Genomic DNA, 17,664 nt, shown 5'->3' with positions numbered 1-17,664 from the left:
CATGATCTGATCGCCTGTTGGCGAACGTATCCTTTGCAAAGCAAAGTTAGTAAAGTTATTACAAACTCTTGTCCTTACTAGAATTTAGAGTGCAAATTTACTTAACGACAAACTCTAGTATGAAATTACATTGCCAGTAAAATGAACGAACTTCAAGCAAAGGGATGGTGTAATGTTAAGAAAAGGTGATGTTAACCGCGCGATAAATGCATACTGGTGTGTTGTTGCAGGAAGTGAAATTTGGCTGGTGGATGGTGCTGTGCCTTTCGGGTCTGCAGAGCAGTTATCACTGCCTGAAGTGAGTGCAAGGACCATTGGTGAGTATTCAGGTTCGCCCGTCATGTGGCTTAATTTGTCTGATCTGGAGCATGATCTACCATTAGTCTCACTACGCGACTGCCTGCATTTTCCTGAGCCATTATTTATGTTGTTAAGTAAAGCGGTCCAGTATGGGCACATGACGCAAAGTCTGCGTTTTTGCCCACAGTGCGGTGGAAGAAACTTTCTTAATAATAACCAGTTAGCTATGCAGTGTGGCGAATGCCGTACTCTCCATTATCCTCGAATATTTCCATGTATTATCGTTGCTGTGCGTAAAGAGAATCAGATCTTATTGGCTCAACATCCAAGGCATCGAAATGGTATGTATACCGTTATTGCCGGCTTCTTAGAAGTTGGTGAGACATTAGAAGAGTGTGTGGCTCGAGAAATTCATGAAGAAACAGGAATTCTCGTTAAAAATATTCGTTACTTTGGCAGCCAGCCTTGGGCTTTCCCATCGAGTATGATGATGGGGTTTTTAGCTGACTATGAATCGGGAGAGTTAATTCCAGACTACACTGAGCTGTCTGATGCACAATGGTTTGGTATTGACGAGATGCCGCCTGTTGCGCCTAAAGGAACGATTGCAAGAGCGCTTATCGAACAAACGCTACAAGATATTGATTCTAATTATCTGATAAATAGATAAAAAAAACCCTCCGAGAGGGAGGGGGTAAGTAAGATGTCGTTATGAGATGCTGAGTACTGGGTACTCAGTTTATAATTGTAGTTTTCGCTAGCGAACAAATTTTTAACACTGATACCGATTGGGTGCAAATTAAGCATTGATTTAAAAGTTAATAACTTGATCCAGGTTGCAAAGCACACAGCTATTGGACTTAAATCAGTGATAGAATACCCCCTTTCACAGAAAGCCTAACAGTTGGAATTACGGAATGACTGAATTAAAAAATGATCGTTATCTGCGTGCGCTTTTAAAAGAGCCGGTAGATTACACGCCAGTATGGATGATGCGCCAGGCAGGTCGTTACCTACCAGAATACAAAGCGACTCGTGCAGAAGCGGGTGATTTCATGTCTTTGTGTCGAAATGCAGAATTAGCATCCGAAGTGACACTTCAACCATTACGCCGTTTTCCTCTTGATGCCGCGATCTTATTCTCGGACATCTTAACGATTCCAGATGCAATGGGGCTTGGTTTACGTTTCGCTGCGGGTGAAGGACCTGTTTTTGATAACCCAATTACATGTAAAGCCGACGTGGAAAAAATTGGTTTGCCAGATCCTGAAGGTGAACTGCAATACGTAATGAACGCAGTACGCCAGATCCGTAAAGACCTGAAGGGTGAAGTGCCGCTGATTGGTTTTTCTGGTAGCCCTTGGACTCTTGCGACGTACATGATCGAAGGTGGTAGCTCTAAAGCGTTTACCAAGATCAAGAAGATGATGTACGCGGAACCACAAACTCTGCACCTACTTCTAGATAAGCTGGCAGATAGCGTTATCGAGTACTTAAACGCGCAAATTAAAGCGGGTGCGCAATCGGTAATGGTATTTGACACATGGGGTGGCGTACTAACGCCTCGTGATTACAATCTGTTCTCACTGCAATACATGCACAAGATCGTTGATGGTCTGATTCGTGAAAACGATGGTCGTCGCGTGCCAGTCACACTGTTTACTAAGAATGGCGGTATGTGGCTTGAGCAAATCGCAGCAACGGGCTGTGATGCTGTTGGTCTAGACTGGACAATCAACATTGCAGACGCGAAAGCACGTATTGGTGATAAGGTGGCGCTGCAAGGTAACATGGACCCATCAATGCTTTACGCTTCGCCAGAGCGCATCCGTGAAGAAGTAGCGGATATCCTAGAAGGATTTGGTGATACGGGGACTGGTCATGTGTTCAACCTAGGTCACGGTATCCACTTGGATGTACCGCCAGAAAATGCGGGCGTATTTGTGGAAGCGGTACACGAGTTATCTAAGCCATACCACAAGTAAGTTAGATGTTTTGAAATCAAATGCCGGCATTCAGTGCCGGTATTTTTTTACCTAAAATTCAGTTTTTCTATCTGAGACTCAAGGCTGTACAGCTCTAGTAGTATTTGGCCTGCTATGATCTAATTACTATTTAGTCTGTACGCTTATTGTTTAATCTTATTATAAACAACAGCTTAGCGGTTTGTGTTTTTGTGCTCATTTTCTTGTACAGATAAAAAAGCAATTAGATCATGGGTAACCTAAAGCATCGAGTGAACGCGTTTTTTAAGGTATGGCACGACTTCAGATTCAAACCAAGGATTCTTCTTTAACCACAATGTATTGCGTGGAGATGGGTGAGGGAGTGGGATAAAATCAGGTTCCCAATCCTGCCATCGCTGAACAGTTTGCGTGAGTGTTTTGGGCTTATTGGCCAGGTAGTACTGCTGCGAGTACTGACCAATTAGTAGAGTGAGCTCTATATTGGGCAGCTGCTCAAGAATCTTTTTATGCCAAGTGGGCGCACATTCTTTACGAGGCGGTAAATCACCAGAGTTCCCTTTGCCTGGATAACAGAATCCCATTGGGACAATGGCAATTTTATTTGGGTCGTAGAAAACGTCTTTGTCGATATCGAGCCATTGGCGTAATCGATCACCACTTGGGTCATTCCAAGGTATCGAGGTTTTGTGTACACGTGTGCCTGGGGCCTGACCGATGATTAGGATGCGTGCGTCTTTTGCGGCTTGTACGACAGGGTTTGCACCCAAAGGTAAATTATCCGCGCAAATCTGACAGGCCCTCACTTGCTGCAATAGCTCGTCTAACGACATTCTTAGTAACCCTTTTCGAAATCCACTTGATAATTTAATGAAAACCCATCGCGCCAGCGTAGATAGTTGTCAGTAAAAATCTCGATGACTTGCTCGGGAAAACTCAGCGCAGCAATGTGTGGAGTGATGGTGACTTGCGGTAGTTTCCAAAACGGATGTTCTACCGATAACGGTTCTTGCTCAAACACATCTAAGAAGGCGTGTTCTACCCAACGGTTTTTCAGAGCGAAGAGCAACCCTGCCTCATCCAGTACGTCGCCACGACCTACGTTAAACAATAACGCCTGACTTAGTTGGCTGAGTGTTTGACGATTGAGTAACTGTTGCGTCTCCGGTGTACTTGGTAGGGTATTCACAACAATGTCGGCTTGTTCAAATGCCTTACTTAGTTCACTGATATGAAAGGTCTGATGAAATTCACCACCTGAGGTGGGAATACCTGTGCGGTTCATACCGATGGTTTTTATTCCCATTGCTTTAGCGGCATTGCCCAAATAACACCCAATGCTACCAGTACCGAGAATCACCATGGTTTTACTTTGTAATGATGTATAGAGATGAGGCTGCCATCGTTTGTTTTGTTGTTGCTGGTGGTACCGGGCAAAGTGGCGGTAATGGGCAATACTGTAACCCAGCACATATTCGGCAATCAGAGGGCCAAAAATGCCTCGAACATTGGTCAGGGTGTAGTCCTGACGAAGGTTAGGTAGCATTAGTGCATTGACGCCGGCAAACGTGGATTGCACCCACCCAAGCTGTGAAAACTCGTCTAATCTATTGGATAGTAATGGCGGATCAGCAAGAACTATTTGAGCTTCCTCTGGCTTATCAGTGATGCTCAGATCTGGTAGCTTTCTCTCCGTCAATAACGTTTCGTAGGTGTCACGATGCTCTGAGAGCAGGAAAATCTGATTTGAATGCGGCATTAACTTTTTTCCCTGTGATGAATCAAGTACACTTTCGCTGTTTTTTTCTTCAATGATTGAGTGACTATGCTTAAGAATCCTCTTCAGGTTCGTTTAGAAAAACTAGAACCTTGGCAACAAATTACCTTTATGGCGTGTCTATGTGAACGCATGTATCCAAACTATGCGATGTTTTGTGAGAACACAGAATTTGCTGACCCGCGTGCGTACCGAGCGATTCTTGATAGTGTATGGGAAATTTTGACAGTTAAGAACGCGAAAATTAACTTCGAACGTCAATTAGAGAAGTTAGAAGAGTTGTTCCCAAGTGCGGATGAGTTCGATTTTTACGGGGTTTACCCAGCGATGGACGCGTGTCAGGGTTTGTCTACGTTACTGCATGGCCTATTGGATCGCGACTACCTTTTCGATTCAATGCTTAAAGTGAGCCAACAGTCGGTACAAACCGTTGCTGATCTAGAGCAAGCGCAAGGTGAAGAGCCAATCACCAACGACAATCAGAAAGAAAATGAAGCCGTATGTGAAGAATGGGACGTGCAGTGGGCTATTTTCCGTCCACTACGTGAAGCGGTAGAGCGTGACATCAGCTTGATTAAAGATTTACGTGAAGAGTTACGTGAAGAAGGCGTGAGCAACATCGGCATCGCACTTTAATCGTTGAGTAGATAGAAAAAGGCATCCCAAATGGATGCCTTTTTGTTTGCGGCGTTTGAGCGGTTATGCCCAATGCTGATTACGATTCTTTAGAGTCTGGTTTTGTCGCTTCTTGAGTTTCTGGCTCCTTGTGATGCTTCTCCAGTTCTTCCTCTTCTTCATCGTCATCGCGGCTTTCGATTACGCCGTGCATCTCTTTCCAACTTTCCCAACGTTGGTAAGCCAGCTCTTGCATGTCGGTACTTTTATCCGCTTCATCGATGATTTCTTCACCCACGAGGTGTTCAAAAATATCCTCCAACGTCACCAAGCCTTGCACAGTACCGTATTCGTCAACGACAAGGGCTAGCTGTAGGCGATGAGTCATCATTTGGTCAAACACTTTCGGTAAAGTCGTGTTGTTTAGCACCACTTGAATCGGGCGCATGATTGCTCCCAGTTGTTTCTGTCCACAACCTGATTGTTGGAGTTTGAACAACTCAAGGCGGTGCACAAAACCAATGATGTTGTCTTTCTGCTCGCTATAAACCAATGGGCGTGAGAAAGGCGTATCCTTGTGTTTTTCTAGGAACTCATTGATGGTCATCGTGGCATCGATACGGAATACCACAGGACGTGGCGTCATAACCTGCGTTACAGGTACATCTTGGATGCCAAGCAAGTTGCTTAATATTTTTGATTCACCCTCGGCAAATTCACCGCTTTCACGTGCCAGAATCGCCATTGCAGACAGTTCATCACGCATTTTCGGAGCTTCGTGGTTACGAGCAAGACGCTTGGTGATTTGCTCTGAAAACCATACGAATGGCGTTAACGCCCATACCATCCAGCGTAATGCGACTGCCGCGGTTGGCGCCAATTGACGCCAATAAGTTGCGCCAATTGTTTTCGGTACGATTTCTGAAAGCACCAAGATCGCCAGTGTGAGCACTGCCGAAAAGATACCTAACGCTTCGCTACCAAATACAACCGCAGCTTGTGCACCAGCAGTGGCCGCGCCGATGGTATGAGCGATGGTGTTTAGAGTCAGAATGGATGCCAATGGTCGGTCGATATCTGATTTTAGCTTAGCCAGTTGCCCAGCTGCGGGATGCCCCTGTTGATTGAGCTGCGCAATGTAGCTCGGACTGATACTCAGCAGTACCGCCTCCAGCACCGAACAGATAAACGAAATGCCGATTGCAATAGAGATATAAATGGATAACAGCAGCATAGTTGCCCTTGAATGTAGTTTGATAGTGGTTATTTGCAGCTATTATAACCGCAAAAGTGCCTTATAAATTGGTCCAAATACCTTGGAAAGCAAGGGTTTTCAGGGGGTATGTGGTAACAAATTGTGAGTTATTACTCATATTATGGCTAAAAGTACGTCAGAAAATCGAAAGATCGCTTACAAACCTTTGCCAGATGGGGCATTTATGTTTTAGAGTGAGACGAATTCGATAACCTATGAGAAGGGAAACCTAATGAACAAGACCCAATTAATCGACTTTATCGCAGAGAAAGCAGACCTATCAAAAGCACAAGCAAAAGCTGCTCTTGAAGCGACTCTTGATGGTGTAACTGGTGCACTTAAAGAGGGTGACCAAGTTCAACTAATTGGTTTTGGTACATTCAAAGTAAACCACCGCGCTGCACGTACTGGTCGTAACCCTAAGACTGGTGACGAGATTCAAATCGCAGCAGCTAACGTACCTGCATTCGTAGCAGGTAAAGCGCTGAAAGAATCAGTAAACTAAGTTAGAATGCACCGAGGTATCCTGCCTCGGTGCAACTTCATGAAAAAACATCTACTCGCTTCACTTCTCTTATCTAGCTTTACCCTTTTTGGCTGTTCGTCGGTTGAAACTCCTAATTTAGAACAATTCACTCACTTCTCTGGCGGCAAAGTTGCTGGAGACGCAAGTAGCTTGTACTGGATGACCGAGAAACTCACTCGCGTGAGTACGGCTGCGGACTACGTAACGATGGGGGATAATGGCTGGTTTCAAAGTGACTACCGTTGGGATGAAGGTGAGCTTCGAGAGTTGATTCGAAAAGGTGAGCAAGCTGATACCAAGCAAGAGTTGGTGCCTTTTCAAATCCACATCCGTTTTAATAAAGATGGCGAAGCGGTTTACCAACAATATCGCGTGAATCGTAAAGTCTTACCACTTCAGCATGAACAATTAGAACGTTACAAGACAGAAGCGAATGATGTAGTGGCGTCGGTTAAGGCGCAGTCTCGTAACAGTCAGAGCCTCATTCAAGGTTATTGGAATGGCCAATCGTTTGAAACCTGCAAAGGTAGAGCGTTCTCGACACTCGAGTTTAATCAGACGTTGCCAAAATTTATTATCGAGCGTCTCTCATCTGTAGACAGTTACGTGGCTTTTGTCGGCAAGCAGTCACGAACTAAAGCAACGGTTGATGAACTGTTGATGCTCAATGATGATGACTTTGATTGTGTACCACGACCAGCATTACTCGCTGAGTAAGCTTGGTGAGACTTACTAACTGACAGAGTAATAAAAAAGGCGCTGAATGCGCCTTTTGTTTTTTAGCCAACTTAAGTTGTTTTTATTTTTCTTGCTCACGTGCAATCGCACGGTAGCCGATGTCACTGCGATGGAACATGCCGTCCCAACTGATCTGTTTTGCAAGCTCGTAAGCGCGTTGCTGCGCTTCTGATACGCTATTGCCAAGTGCGGTTGCACAAAGAACACGACCGCCGTTTGTTACGATGTTGCCATCTTTATTTTCTGTACCCGCGTGGAAGACTTTCTCGCCTTCAATTTCAACTTGAGGCAGACCAGAGATCACATCGCCTTTGTTGTACGCTGCTGGGTAACCACCGGCTGCGAGTACGATACCAATCGACGCACGTGGATCCCATTTTGATTCCACTTGATCCAGTTTTTGGTCAATCGCAGCCAAGCAAAGATCAACCAGATCCGATTCCATACGCATCATGATTGGTTGTGTCTCTGGATCACCGAAGCGGCAGTTGTACTCGATCACTTTCGGAGTGCCATCTTTGTCGATCATCAGACCCGCGTATAGGAAACCTGTGTATGGGTTACCTTCAGAAGCCATGCCACGTACCGTTGGGTAAATGACTTCTTCCATGATGCGGTTGTGAATTTCTGGTGTGACCACAGGAGCTGGCGAGTACGCGCCCATGCCACCAGTGTTAGGACCTGTATCTTTGTCACCTACGCGTTTGTGATCTTGGCTGGTGGCCATTGGCAGAACGTTCTCACCATCCACCATCACGATGAAGCTTGCTTCTTCACCATCGAGGAACTCTTCGATAACCACGCGGCTGCCTGCGTCACCAAATGCGTTGCCTGCTAGCATGTCTTTGATTGCGTCTTCGGCTTCTTCTAGCGTCATTGCCACAATCACGCCTTTACCAGCCGCAAGGCCGTCGGCTTTCACCACAATCGGCGCACCTTGCTCACGCACGTAAGCAAGCGCTGGTTCAATTTCTGTGAAGTTTGCGTAAGCACCGGTTGGGATTTGGTGACGAGCAAGGAAGTCTTTAGTAAACGCTTTAGAGCCTTCAAGCTGCGCTGCGGCTTGTGTAGGGCCAAAGATTGGTAAGCCCGCTTCGCGGAACGCATCCACCACACCAATAACCAATGGTGCTTCTGGGCCAACGATAGTCAGTTCAATCGCCTTCTCTTTGGCGAAAGCAACAAGGCCAGCGATGTCTTCTACATCGATGTTTACGTTCTCTAGTTTTGGCTCTAGTGCTGTACCTGCGTTGCCTGGAGCAATGAAAATAGTCTCAACATTTGGGTTTTGCGCTGCTTTCCAGCCTAGCGCATGTTCACGACCGCCTGAACCAATGATTAAAACTCGCATATGAAAATCCTTAATCTTATAAATACCGTTTGCTCAAACTCAGATATTTCGCAAAGACCTGAGTATGGCCTCTCTAATTCAATGGGACGAGGACAAGGCGACAAGTGAACTTATTCCTATGAGCATAGTATGCTATGTGATTAGGATAAGTGAACGCCGTCAACGCAGTTATCGTCCCAGTGAAGACGAGAGGATTAGTGGCGGAAGTGACGCATACCGGTAAAGATCATCGCCATGCCGTGTTCGTCTGCTGCAGCGATAACTTCGTCGTCACGCATTGAGCCACCTGGCTGAATTACGCACTTAATGCCCGCTTCTGCAGCCGCGTCGATACCGTCACGGAATGGGAAGAATGCATCTGATGCCATTACACAACCTTCAACCTGTAGACCTTCGTCTGCAGCTTTGATGCCTGCGATTTTCGCGGAGTAAACGCGGCTCATTTGGCCTGCGCCTACACCGATAGTCATGTCTCCTTTCGAGTAAACGATCGCGTTAGATTTCACGTATTTCGCTACTTTCCAGCAAAACAGTGCATCTTTCAGCTCTTCTTCTGTTGGCTGGCGCTTAGAAACCACTTTTAGATCGTCTAGGCTTACCATGCCTTGGTCACGGTCTTGAACCAGTAGACCGCCATTCACGCGTTTCACGTCAAAGCCAGTTGTCTTAGTTGTCCATTCGCCACACTCAAGTAGACGCACGTTCTTCTTCGCTGCAACCACTTCAATCGCTTCAGCAGAAACAGAAGGTGCGATGATCACTTCAACGAATTGACGCTCAACAATAGCGGTTGCTGTTGCTGCGTCTAGCTCTTGGTTGAATGCAATGATACCGCCGAATGCAGATGTTGGGTCAGTTTGGTAAGCGCGGTTGTACGCTTCTAGAATGTCTTTACCTAGCGCAACGCCACATGGGTTCGCGTGTTTTACGATCACACATGCAGGCTCGTTGAACTCTTTCACACACTCAAGTGCTGCATCAGTGTCTGCAATGTTGTTGTAAGAGAGGGCTTTACCTTGGATTTGGCGAGCAGTAGAAACAGATGCTTCTTGTGGGTTTGCTTCAACGTAGAATGCGGCTGCTTGGTGGCTGTTCTCACCGTAGCGCATGTCTTGTTTTTTCTCGAATTGCTGGTTGAAAGTACGTGGGAATTTAGACTCTTCATCACCTTCTTTGTTCTCACCGTAAGATGGAACCATAGTGCCGAAGTAGTTTGCGATCATGCCATCGTAAGCAGCAGTGTGCTCGAATGCTGCGATAGCAAGGTCGAAACGAGTCTCTAGTGTTAGAGATTTCTCGTTCGCGTCCATTTCAGCGATAACGCGATCGTAATCATGAGCGTTCACAACGATAGTCACGTCTTTGTGATTTTTCGCTGCAGAGCGAACCATCGTTGGGCCGCCGATATCGATGTTTTCAACCGCGTCAGCTAGTGTACAGCCTTCTTTTGCAACGGTTTCTGCGAATGGGTATAGGTTAACAACGACCATGTCGATTGGATTGATGCCATGTTTTGCCATCACGTCGTCATCTTGACCACGACGACCAAGCACACCACCGTGAACTTTCGGGTGAAGCGTTTTAACGCGGCCGTCCATCATTTCTGGGAAACCTGTGTAGTCAGAGACTTCTGTTACTGCGATGCCTTGTTCGGCAAGTAGGCGTGCTGTACCACCAGTAGATAGGATATCGACACCGCGCTCAGCAAGAGCTTGTGCAAACTCAACAATACCTGTTTTGTCTGATACGCTGATAAGCGCACGGCGAATAGGACGAGCGTTATTCATGCTTCCATTTTCCTCAAATTCACGGAGTTAAAGATGTTTGCCAAAAATGAACTTGTTTTTACCTCTTGGGGTAAAATATTGGCCAGTTTTGGTAAAGACCTTTGTCGGATGTTTTCTGGTTAGAAAACAGTCTCCACATTTGATGGCGCGTATTCTAACCAATTTATTACAAAAAAGCTCGCGCAATCGTTTGGCATCTCAAAAATAATTGTGAAAAAGAGGTTCTTTAGCTTTAAAAGTAACGAGATAGTTAATAGGGAAAGTTATGTTTCAGATAGGTGAACTGGCAAAACGTTGTGGTGTGACGGCAGATACGCTGCGTTTTTATGAGAAAAACGCGCTGATAAAGCCCGCAGGTCGAAGTGAATCAGGTTATCGTCTCTATAATGAAGAGAATCAAAAGCAGGTACACTTCATCCTTAAAGGTAAAGAGCTGGGCCTGAGCTTGGATGAGATTAAAGAGCTACTAGAAATCAAACTAGAAGCAACAGAACACAGCTGTGCAGAGGTTAAAGCTATTACTTCTGCTAAGTTAGAGCTGATTGATGGAAAAATTAACGAGCTAACGAAAATTCGCCGAGCTTTGAAGAAGATTAATGATGCTTGCTGTGGTCATACGGACGATGATGCTACTCATTGTTCTATCCTTGCAGCACTTGAGTAGTCTCATTTCTGCATCACTTAACTTAAGTTTGCATTTTTGGCGGCTTGCTTTTCTAGGTGCACGCCGTTTTCCCACCTATAATCTCGCCTTTAGTTACCTGTAGGAATTGACCATTGTTTGATTCCTGCCGTAGCGCTGTCTGTAGATACGAGAGTTTTCATACATGGTTGGAGTCTATTTTCAAATCAATGACTGGGTTTTAAGCGTTGATGAAAATAAGCTGTATCGACAAGATAGGGAAGTTACTGTTGAGCCACGCTTAATTAATCTTCTGCATTTCCTAGCGGAGCATGCGAATGAGGTGTTCAATCGTGAGGAATTGATCCAATACGTTTGGGCAGGGGCGATTGTGACCGATCAAGTGGTGACTCAGTCCATTTTTGAGTTGCGTAAATTACTGCGGGACGGTCGGGAAGAAAATACCAGCTACGTCATTACAGTGCCGAAACGTGGTTACAAGCTGGTGGCGAATGTGACCCCAATGACACTCGAGGAATTCCTCGCAAGTCGTCATTGTGATTCAGAAACTCTTCCTCCTATTGTTGAAGAATCAGAAGAAGATACTCTACCTATCGCACCTGCCGTCACCTTTCCTGCTGGCCCTTTGACTCGCGCGGTCTGTGAGATGTCTAAAGAGAAAAAGGCCCCTCAGAAAAAAAATAAAATCAGTCCGTGGCGCCTGGGGATCATGAACTTCATCTGGATCAGTGTCTTGGTTGTGGTGATGGGCGTGTTTACCTACAAGCAATCGGAAGTGCGTATTACTCAAGCCATCGATACTCACCTTATCGAATTCAAGTTTCAAGATAACTTCACGAGCGAAGGGTTAAGCTACGACTTGGCAGACGGGTTTGCCCAAAAGTTGATGTCCGACATTGCTCAAGTGAGCGATTACCGAGTCATGCTAAAGAAGGCGTCGTTTACCTCGGGTATTGTGCCGGGCAAATCGGTTGTGGTGCGGGTTCGTGAAAATGATGGTGGTAGCTTTTTAGAGGTGGAATATCGCAATAACTCATCTGAAAAGGTGTTGTTTAGTCGTCAATACGCGTTAACCAGCAGCCATTTAAAGACAGTGCTTCAACAAGCGTCGTTAGACTTGATGCAAGTCCTGAAAGTACCGGATGCCAAGCTGAAATCCACGATGCTGGTGGCGGGAATGCCAATTAACCCAGATGCTTTGGAGCTGTTTGTTCAAGCTAACCATTATCTCAATGTCTCGGATGCCAAGCAGTTTCGCCAAGGCGTCAACTTGATGGAAAACATTTTAGAAATTGAGCCAGATAACGCTTACGTTCAGGCAGAGTTATTAATTGCTTACCACGTGCAGAAGGTGCTCGATTTTTCACAGGAGTTGAAGAAAGGGCGAGTGCAGCAGTTGAGTGACGCACTAGAAACTAACGTAAAAATGATGGTTGGGCCAATTCAACCGCGAATTTATGAAGCTTTAGCCCTGCACGAAACCATTATTGGTGACATGGCTTCAGCCAAGCAGCATCTTGGGCAGGCTTTGAGGTTACGTGATTCGGTGCTTTCTTATGTGATTCGTGGTAAACACGCTGAATTGGATGGTGATCTGGGTTTGGCCAGTGAGTCTTACAGCGAAGCTTTCTATATTGATACGTCGGTTGAGACGTACCTGCTGTGCGAAAACTTGGTCTTCCCAAGTAACATGAAGGCGATTGATTACGCCATGTATCGCGCTGTTCACCCTTCTGTCGTTCGAATGCTTTAATTCTCTCGTACTCTACGTCAGTTTAATACTAGCCCCTCATTTCGGTGAGGGGCTTTTTTGTAGCTGTCGAAAAGTGAAAAGGGTGGGCGGTGGGGTAATGACTTACGAAGGAGCCAGTAACGCAAGCTTGCAACGGGAAGACATATCCGGTTTTCTTCTCTATCTCTATCTCTATCTCTATCTCTATCTCTATCTCTATCTCTATCTCTATCTCTATCTCTATCTCTATCTCTATTGATTGTATGGAGTGTCTGGCTGGGTTATTTGGCGAGAATGATTCTGATGCTTTCTTGCAGGCGAGATGAATATTGATGTGGGTCAAAAAGCGCGATCAGGGAGAGGTTTATGAAATCAACAGGTTCAGGGAATCAACCCTTCGGGGCGGGGAAGTTGATAGAGGTTGATAACTTTTGCCGCGATTACCAACGAGTTGATGAGAGTTTATCTATCGGTAGAAGGTTTGATGTTTTTCTTATAAATATATGAATAATATAGTTTTATGTTTTTGTGTTCATCATGTTTATCTCAACTTGATGTTGATGAACTAATCATTTTATTGATAACGCCAAGTTTATTTTTTTCCCAGTTTTTGGGCGTAGTCTTCACTTCGAAATTTAGCGAGGTCGAGCAGGTATCTACTTCATAGCATCTCGCTAATAACCGTTCAGTTTGAGTCACGTAGACTTGAGTAGAATAGATTTGGAGATGTTATGTCATCGAATACGAAAAAAATCGGCCTAATTGCCTGTACGGGTGTAGTCGCCGGTAACATGATGGGTAGTGGTATTGCACTGTTACCTTCTAGCCTAGCTTCAGTAGGCTCTGTTTCAATTTTCAGCTGGCTGATCTGTTTGATCGGTGCACTGAGCCTTGCGTTTGTTTACGCTCGTCTGGCAACCAAAAACCCTCAAGAAGGTGGTCCTATCGCTTATGCGGGCGAAGTTTCACCTGTCTTTGGTTTCCAAACGGGCGTGCTTTATTACCACGCGAACTGGATTGGTAACCTAGCTATTGCTATTACAGGTGTTTCTTACCTTTCAGTATTCTTCCCCGTGCTTAATGACCCAATCCCAGCAGGTATTGCGACGATTGCATCGGTATGGATCTTCACTTTCGTTAACCTACTTGGTGGTAGCTGGGTAAGCCGTCTATGTACGCTTGGTCTTGTTCTAATCCTCATTCCTGTTGTTGGTACAGCGGCGTTTGGTTGGACGCACTTCGACACTGCGCTATACAGCCAAAACTGGAACGTATCTGCGGGTACGGATAGCCATGCGATTGTGACTGCGGTTCTTATCTGTCTATGGTCATTCGTTGGTGTGGAATCAGCAGCAGTATCGACAGGTATGGTAGAAAACCCTAAACGTACTGTACCGCTAGCAACCATGCTGGGTACTGGTATCGCAGGTGTGATTTATATCCTATCAACTCAAATGATCAGCGGCATGTTCCCTGCTTCTGAAGTTGCGGCATCAGGTGCGCCATTTGCATTGGCAACCACTGAGCTATTCGGTAGCTGGACTGCACCATTCGTATCAGCATTCACAGCACTAGCATGTTTCACTTCGCTAGGTTCTTGGATGATGCTGGTGGGCGAGGCTGGTAAACGTGCAGCAAGCGATGGCAACTTCCCTAAAATCTACGCCGAAACTGACAAAAACGGTGTGCCTAAGAAAGGTCTAATCCTTGCGTCAATCAAGATGACAGCATTAATGGTTGTACTGATGTTCTTCAGCTCTAAAACAGCACACGCATCAGACCTGTTCAACCAGCTAACGACTGACGCAGTTCTACTAACTATGCTGCCTTACTTCTACTCAAGCATTAACTTGATTCGCTTCGAAGGTATGACAACACGTAACGGCTTCGTAATGCTGTTCTCTGGTGTGGCTTGTCTGTTCTGCTTCATCGCACTAGCAGGTGCAGAGGGCGGTACGCTAACAGCAACCTTCATCGTTTCTCTAGTTATCTTGATGTTCTACAGCAAAAAAGCAGGTCTTGCTCAGTACGTGAAAATGCACGCTGACGACATGCCTGCCCAAGCAAGCAACTAATCCCCAAAACGCTGGCACTACGGTGCCAGCCCATAAACCCAAATTCACGCGGCGCTCACCTTACTCATTGCCAGTAAATGGCAAAGAGCGCCCTCATTCACCTTGGAGATGTCCAAATGAATATATTCGCTATCTTGAACCACATGGGTGTGTTCTTTAAAGAAGAGCCAGTTCGTCAACTTCACGCTGCTCTTGAGAAAGCGGGCTACGAAGTGGTTTACCCAGTAGATGATAAAGACTTGATCAAAATGATTGAGATGAACCCACGCATTTGCGGTGTGCTGTTCGACTGGGATAAATACTCACTAGAGCTATGTGAACGTATCAGCCAAATCAACGAAAAACTGCCTGTTCACGCATTTGCTAACGAACAGTCTACTCTAGACATTTCACTAACAGACCTACGTCTAAACGTGAGCTTCTTCGAGTACGCTTTAGGTATGGCTGACGACATCGCTATCAAAATCAACCAAGCGACAGAGGCATACAAAGATGCCATCATGCCTCCATTCACTAAAGCGCTATTCAAATACGTAGAAGAAGGCAAATACACCTTCTGTACTCCAGGTCACATGGGCGGTACTGCATTCCAGAAAAGCCCTGCTGGTAGCATCTTCTACGATTTTTACGGTCCAAACACATTCAAAGCGGACGTATCAATTTCAATGCCTGAACTAGGTTCTCTACTAGACCACTCAGGTCCACATAAAGATGCAGAAGAATACATCGCACGTACCTTCAATGCAGACAGCTCGTACATCGTAACTAACGGTACGTCTACATCGAATAAAATCGTTGGTATGTACTCAGCGCCAGCAGGCAGCACAGTACTGATTGACCGTAACTGTCACAAGTCTCTGACTCACCTAATGATGATGAGCGACGTGACACCAATCTACTTCCGCCCAACTCGTAACGCATACGGCATCCTTGGTGGTATCCCACAAAGCGAATTCAGCCGCGATGTAATCGCAGAGAAAGTGGCGAAAACACCAGGTGCAACAGCACCAACTTACGCAGTAGTGACTAACTCAACTTACGATGGCTTGCTGTACAACACACAATTCATCAAAGAGTCGCTAGATTGTAAACACATCCACTTCGACAGTGCTTGGGTGCCTTACACTAACTTCAACCCAATTTACGAAGGTAAATGTGGTATGAGTGGTGAAGCGATGCCAGGCAAAGTGTTCTACGAAACACAATCAACACACAAACTGTTGGCAGCGTTCTCACAAGCTTCAATGATTCACGTGAAAGGCGACTTTGATAAAGAATCTTTCAACGAAGCATTCATGATGCACACTTCAACTTCACCTCAGTACGGCATTGTTGCTTCTACTGAAACTGCAGCGGCAATGATGCGCGGCAACACTGGTAAGAAGTTGATGCAAGACTCTATCGATCGCGCAATCCGCTTCCGTAAAGAGATCAAACGTCTAGAAGCAGAAAGCGACAGCTGGTTCTTCGATGTATGGCAACCAGAAAACATCGATACCACAGAATGTTGGAAACTAGACCCTAGCGACACATGGCACGGCTTCAAGAACATGGATGATAACCACATGTATCTTGACCCAATCAAAGTAACGCTACTGACTCCAGGGATGAATAAAGAAGGCGAACTAGAAGAATCAGGTATTCCTGCTTCGCTGGTGGCTAAATTCCTAGACGAGCGCGGCATCGTGGTAGAGAAAACAGGTCCATACAACTTGTTGTTCCTATTCTCAATCGGTATCGACAAATCAAAAGCAATGCAATTGCTACGCGGTCTAACTGAATTTAAACGTGGCTACGACTTGAACCTAACCATCAAGAGCTTCCTACCTTCGCTATACAACGAAGATCCAAGCTTTTATGAAGGCATGCGCGTTCAAGAACTAGCACAAGCAATTCATGACCTAACTAAGAAATACAACCTACCAGAGCTAATGTACAAAGCGTTCGATGTTCTTCCAGAAATGAAAGTAACACCACACGCAGCATGGCAAGAAGAGCTTCGCGGTAACGTAGAAGAAATCAAACTGGAAGAAATGGTTGGTCGCGTAAGTGCGAACATGATCCTTCCTTACCCTCCAGGTGTGCCACTAGTACTTCCTGGTGAAATGGTGACTCAAGAGTCTCGCCCTGTGCTGGACTTCCTAGAGATGCTTTGTGAGATCGGTGCGCATTACCCAGGTTTCGAAACCGACATCCACGGTCTATACCAACAAAAAGATGGTAGCTACACCGTAAAAGTATTGAAGAACTAAGTTCCTCTCGAAGATGACGCTATTGGGAATGCAAGCATGCTCCACTCTTACGAGCTCAATGCGTCATCGAACAACCACGACATTTAGATATACCCCTAGCTAATCTGTCGTAAAAGAGAAGGGCAAGGATGCTCTGATCTTTTCTTCTATATAGAAGAAGCAATTTCCAAGACTTCACCTGAAGTACCCCAAGTAAAAAGCAAAGACCAAAGAGCAGTTCGTTATCGTTCTGCTCTTTTTTATCTTTTATACAGCAGGCAGAAAAGAAAAAGCGCGTTGAGCGAATATCATTTGCTTCAATTACATCAAATTTGAAGATCGTAATTCAGGTAGAAACGCCCTTTTTCTTGAGGAAAGATCCTTTTAAATGAGAGAAAATAGCCAAGATCGCTTGGTATACACACAAAGTGATTGCTATTTGTTCGGTTGAAAGTTTTTTTGCAAAAAACGCTTGTACTAATTTCTCAACTCCCTATACTGCGCATCCACCGACACGGAGTGAGACGAAAGTCACACAGCGAGTCGGAAATGAGAGAAAAAGAAATTTGAAAAAATGCTTGACTCTCTCACGGTGCGGAGTAAGATGCGCACCCCTAACGACGAGCAACTAAGTTGCTGGATAAGTTAGAAAAGCTCTTTAAAAATATAA

15 protein-coding genes are annotated in these 17,664 nt (G+C 45.4%); 9 read left to right on the top strand and 6 right to left on the bottom strand.

The genetic code is table 11. The annotated features are described in order from the left end of the window. Window positions 1-172 precede the first annotated feature (172 nt). Together nudC and hemE are read left to right on the top strand one after the other, a co-directional pair. Window positions 173-970: an NAD(+) diphosphatase gene (gene nudC / locus L3V30_RS22980; protein WP_104969906.1), complete on the top strand. Its 798-nt coding sequence runs from the start codon at window positions 173-175 to the stop codon at window positions 968-970. 247 nt (window positions 971-1,217) lie between these two features. Continuing rightward, on the top strand, window positions 1,218-2,285 hold the full coding sequence (gene hemE, locus L3V30_RS22975; protein ID WP_006743188.1) for a uroporphyrinogen decarboxylase: 1,068 nt from the start codon (window positions 1,218-1,220) through the stop codon (window positions 2,283-2,285). A 239-nt stretch (window positions 2,286-2,524) separates the two neighbouring features. Here hemE and L3V30_RS22970 read toward each other — a convergent pair whose 3' ends face one another. Further along, complete coding sequence (locus L3V30_RS22970; protein ID WP_065644989.1) at window positions 2,525-3,097, bottom strand: uracil-DNA glycosylase family protein; 573 nt, start codon at window positions 3,095-3,097, stop codon at window positions 2,525-2,527. A 2-nt stretch (window positions 3,098-3,099) separates the two neighbouring features. Beyond that, entirely contained in the window at window positions 3,100-4,023 is a 924-nt protein-coding gene (locus L3V30_RS22965) for a D-2-hydroxyacid dehydrogenase (protein WP_237309987.1), read from the bottom strand. 66 nt (window positions 4,024-4,089) lie between these two features. Between L3V30_RS22965 and L3V30_RS22960 the strand changes: the two genes are divergently transcribed. Further along, window positions 4,090-4,677 (top strand): DUF416 family protein, encoded by a 588-nt coding sequence (locus L3V30_RS22960; RefSeq protein ID WP_065644987.1) that lies wholly within the window; start codon window positions 4,090-4,092, stop codon window positions 4,675-4,677. A gap of 79 nt (window positions 4,678-4,756) precedes the next feature. On the opposite strand, the gene L3V30_RS22955 is transcribed toward L3V30_RS22960, so the two are convergent. Then, window positions 4,757-5,890 carry a hemolysin family protein gene (locus L3V30_RS22955; protein ID WP_065644986.1) on the bottom strand — a complete coding sequence of 378 codons (1,134 nt, stop codon included), beginning with the start codon at window positions 5,888-5,890 and terminating at the stop codon, window positions 4,757-4,759. Between the two features lie 253 nt (window positions 5,891-6,143). Here L3V30_RS22955 and hupA point away from each other — a divergent pair, with 253 nt between their 5' ends. Next, window positions 6,144-6,416, top strand: coding sequence for a nucleoid-associated protein HU-alpha (hupA, locus tag L3V30_RS22950; RefSeq protein WP_005382524.1), 273 nt, complete (start codon window positions 6,144-6,146; stop codon window positions 6,414-6,416). Between the two features lie 39 nt (window positions 6,417-6,455). Next, window positions 6,456-7,154: a DUF1481 domain-containing protein gene (locus tag L3V30_RS22945; RefSeq protein WP_171058463.1), complete on the top strand. Its 699-nt coding sequence runs from the start codon at window positions 6,456-6,458 to the stop codon at window positions 7,152-7,154. A gap of 82 nt (window positions 7,155-7,236) precedes the next feature. Here L3V30_RS22945 and purD read toward each other — a convergent pair whose 3' ends face one another. Together purD and purH are read right to left on the bottom strand one after the other, a co-directional pair. Next, the gene (purD, locus tag L3V30_RS22940) at window positions 7,237-8,526 is read right to left on the bottom strand and encodes a phosphoribosylamine--glycine ligase (RefSeq protein WP_012841313.1); all 1,290 of its coding nucleotides are present in this window, start codon (window positions 8,524-8,526) and stop codon (window positions 7,237-7,239) included. Between the two features lie 194 nt (window positions 8,527-8,720). Next, entirely contained in the window at window positions 8,721-10,313 is a 1,593-nt protein-coding gene (gene purH / locus L3V30_RS22935) for a bifunctional phosphoribosylaminoimidazolecarboxamide formyltransferase/IMP cyclohydrolase (protein ID WP_237309986.1), read from the bottom strand. Between the two features lie 265 nt (window positions 10,314-10,578). Between purH and zntR the strand changes: the two genes are divergently transcribed. Beyond that, window positions 10,579-10,977 (top strand): Zn(2+)-responsive transcriptional regulator, encoded by a 399-nt coding sequence (gene zntR, locus L3V30_RS22930; protein ID WP_005397290.1) that lies wholly within the window; start codon window positions 10,579-10,581, stop codon window positions 10,975-10,977. Between the two features lie 163 nt (window positions 10,978-11,140). Continuing rightward, window positions 11,141-12,709 (top strand): lysine decarboxylation/transport transcriptional activator CadC, encoded by a 1,569-nt coding sequence (gene cadC, locus L3V30_RS22925; RefSeq protein ID WP_237309985.1) that lies wholly within the window; start codon window positions 11,141-11,143, stop codon window positions 12,707-12,709. 28 nt (window positions 12,710-12,737) lie between these two features. Here cadC and L3V30_RS22920 read toward each other — a convergent pair whose 3' ends face one another. Then, window positions 12,738-13,031 (bottom strand): hypothetical protein, encoded by a 294-nt coding sequence (locus L3V30_RS22920; protein ID WP_237309984.1) that lies wholly within the window; start codon window positions 13,029-13,031, stop codon window positions 12,738-12,740. 388 nt (window positions 13,032-13,419) lie between these two features. Here L3V30_RS22920 and cadB point away from each other — a divergent pair, with 388 nt between their 5' ends. Both cadB and L3V30_RS22910 read left to right on the top strand, forming a co-directional pair. Continuing rightward, window positions 13,420-14,763, top strand: coding sequence for a cadaverine/lysine antiporter (gene cadB / locus L3V30_RS22915; RefSeq protein WP_237309983.1), 1,344 nt, complete (start codon window positions 13,420-13,422; stop codon window positions 14,761-14,763). A 116-nt stretch (window positions 14,764-14,879) separates the two neighbouring features. Continuing rightward, on the top strand, window positions 14,880-17,015 hold the full coding sequence (locus L3V30_RS22910) for a lysine decarboxylase CadA (protein WP_005451159.1): 2,136 nt from the start codon (window positions 14,880-14,882) through the stop codon (window positions 17,013-17,015). The last annotated feature ends 649 nt before the right edge of the window (window positions 17,016-17,664 follow it).

The sequence above is a fragment of the Vibrio sp. A1-1 genome, from assembly GCF_021728175.1.
GTDB classification, from domain to species: Bacteria; Pseudomonadota; Gammaproteobacteria; order Enterobacterales; family Vibrionaceae; genus Vibrio; species Vibrio diabolicus.
The sequence above is the reverse complement of the archived record's forward strand: the minus strand, read 5'-3'. Positions and strand labels throughout refer to the sequence as shown.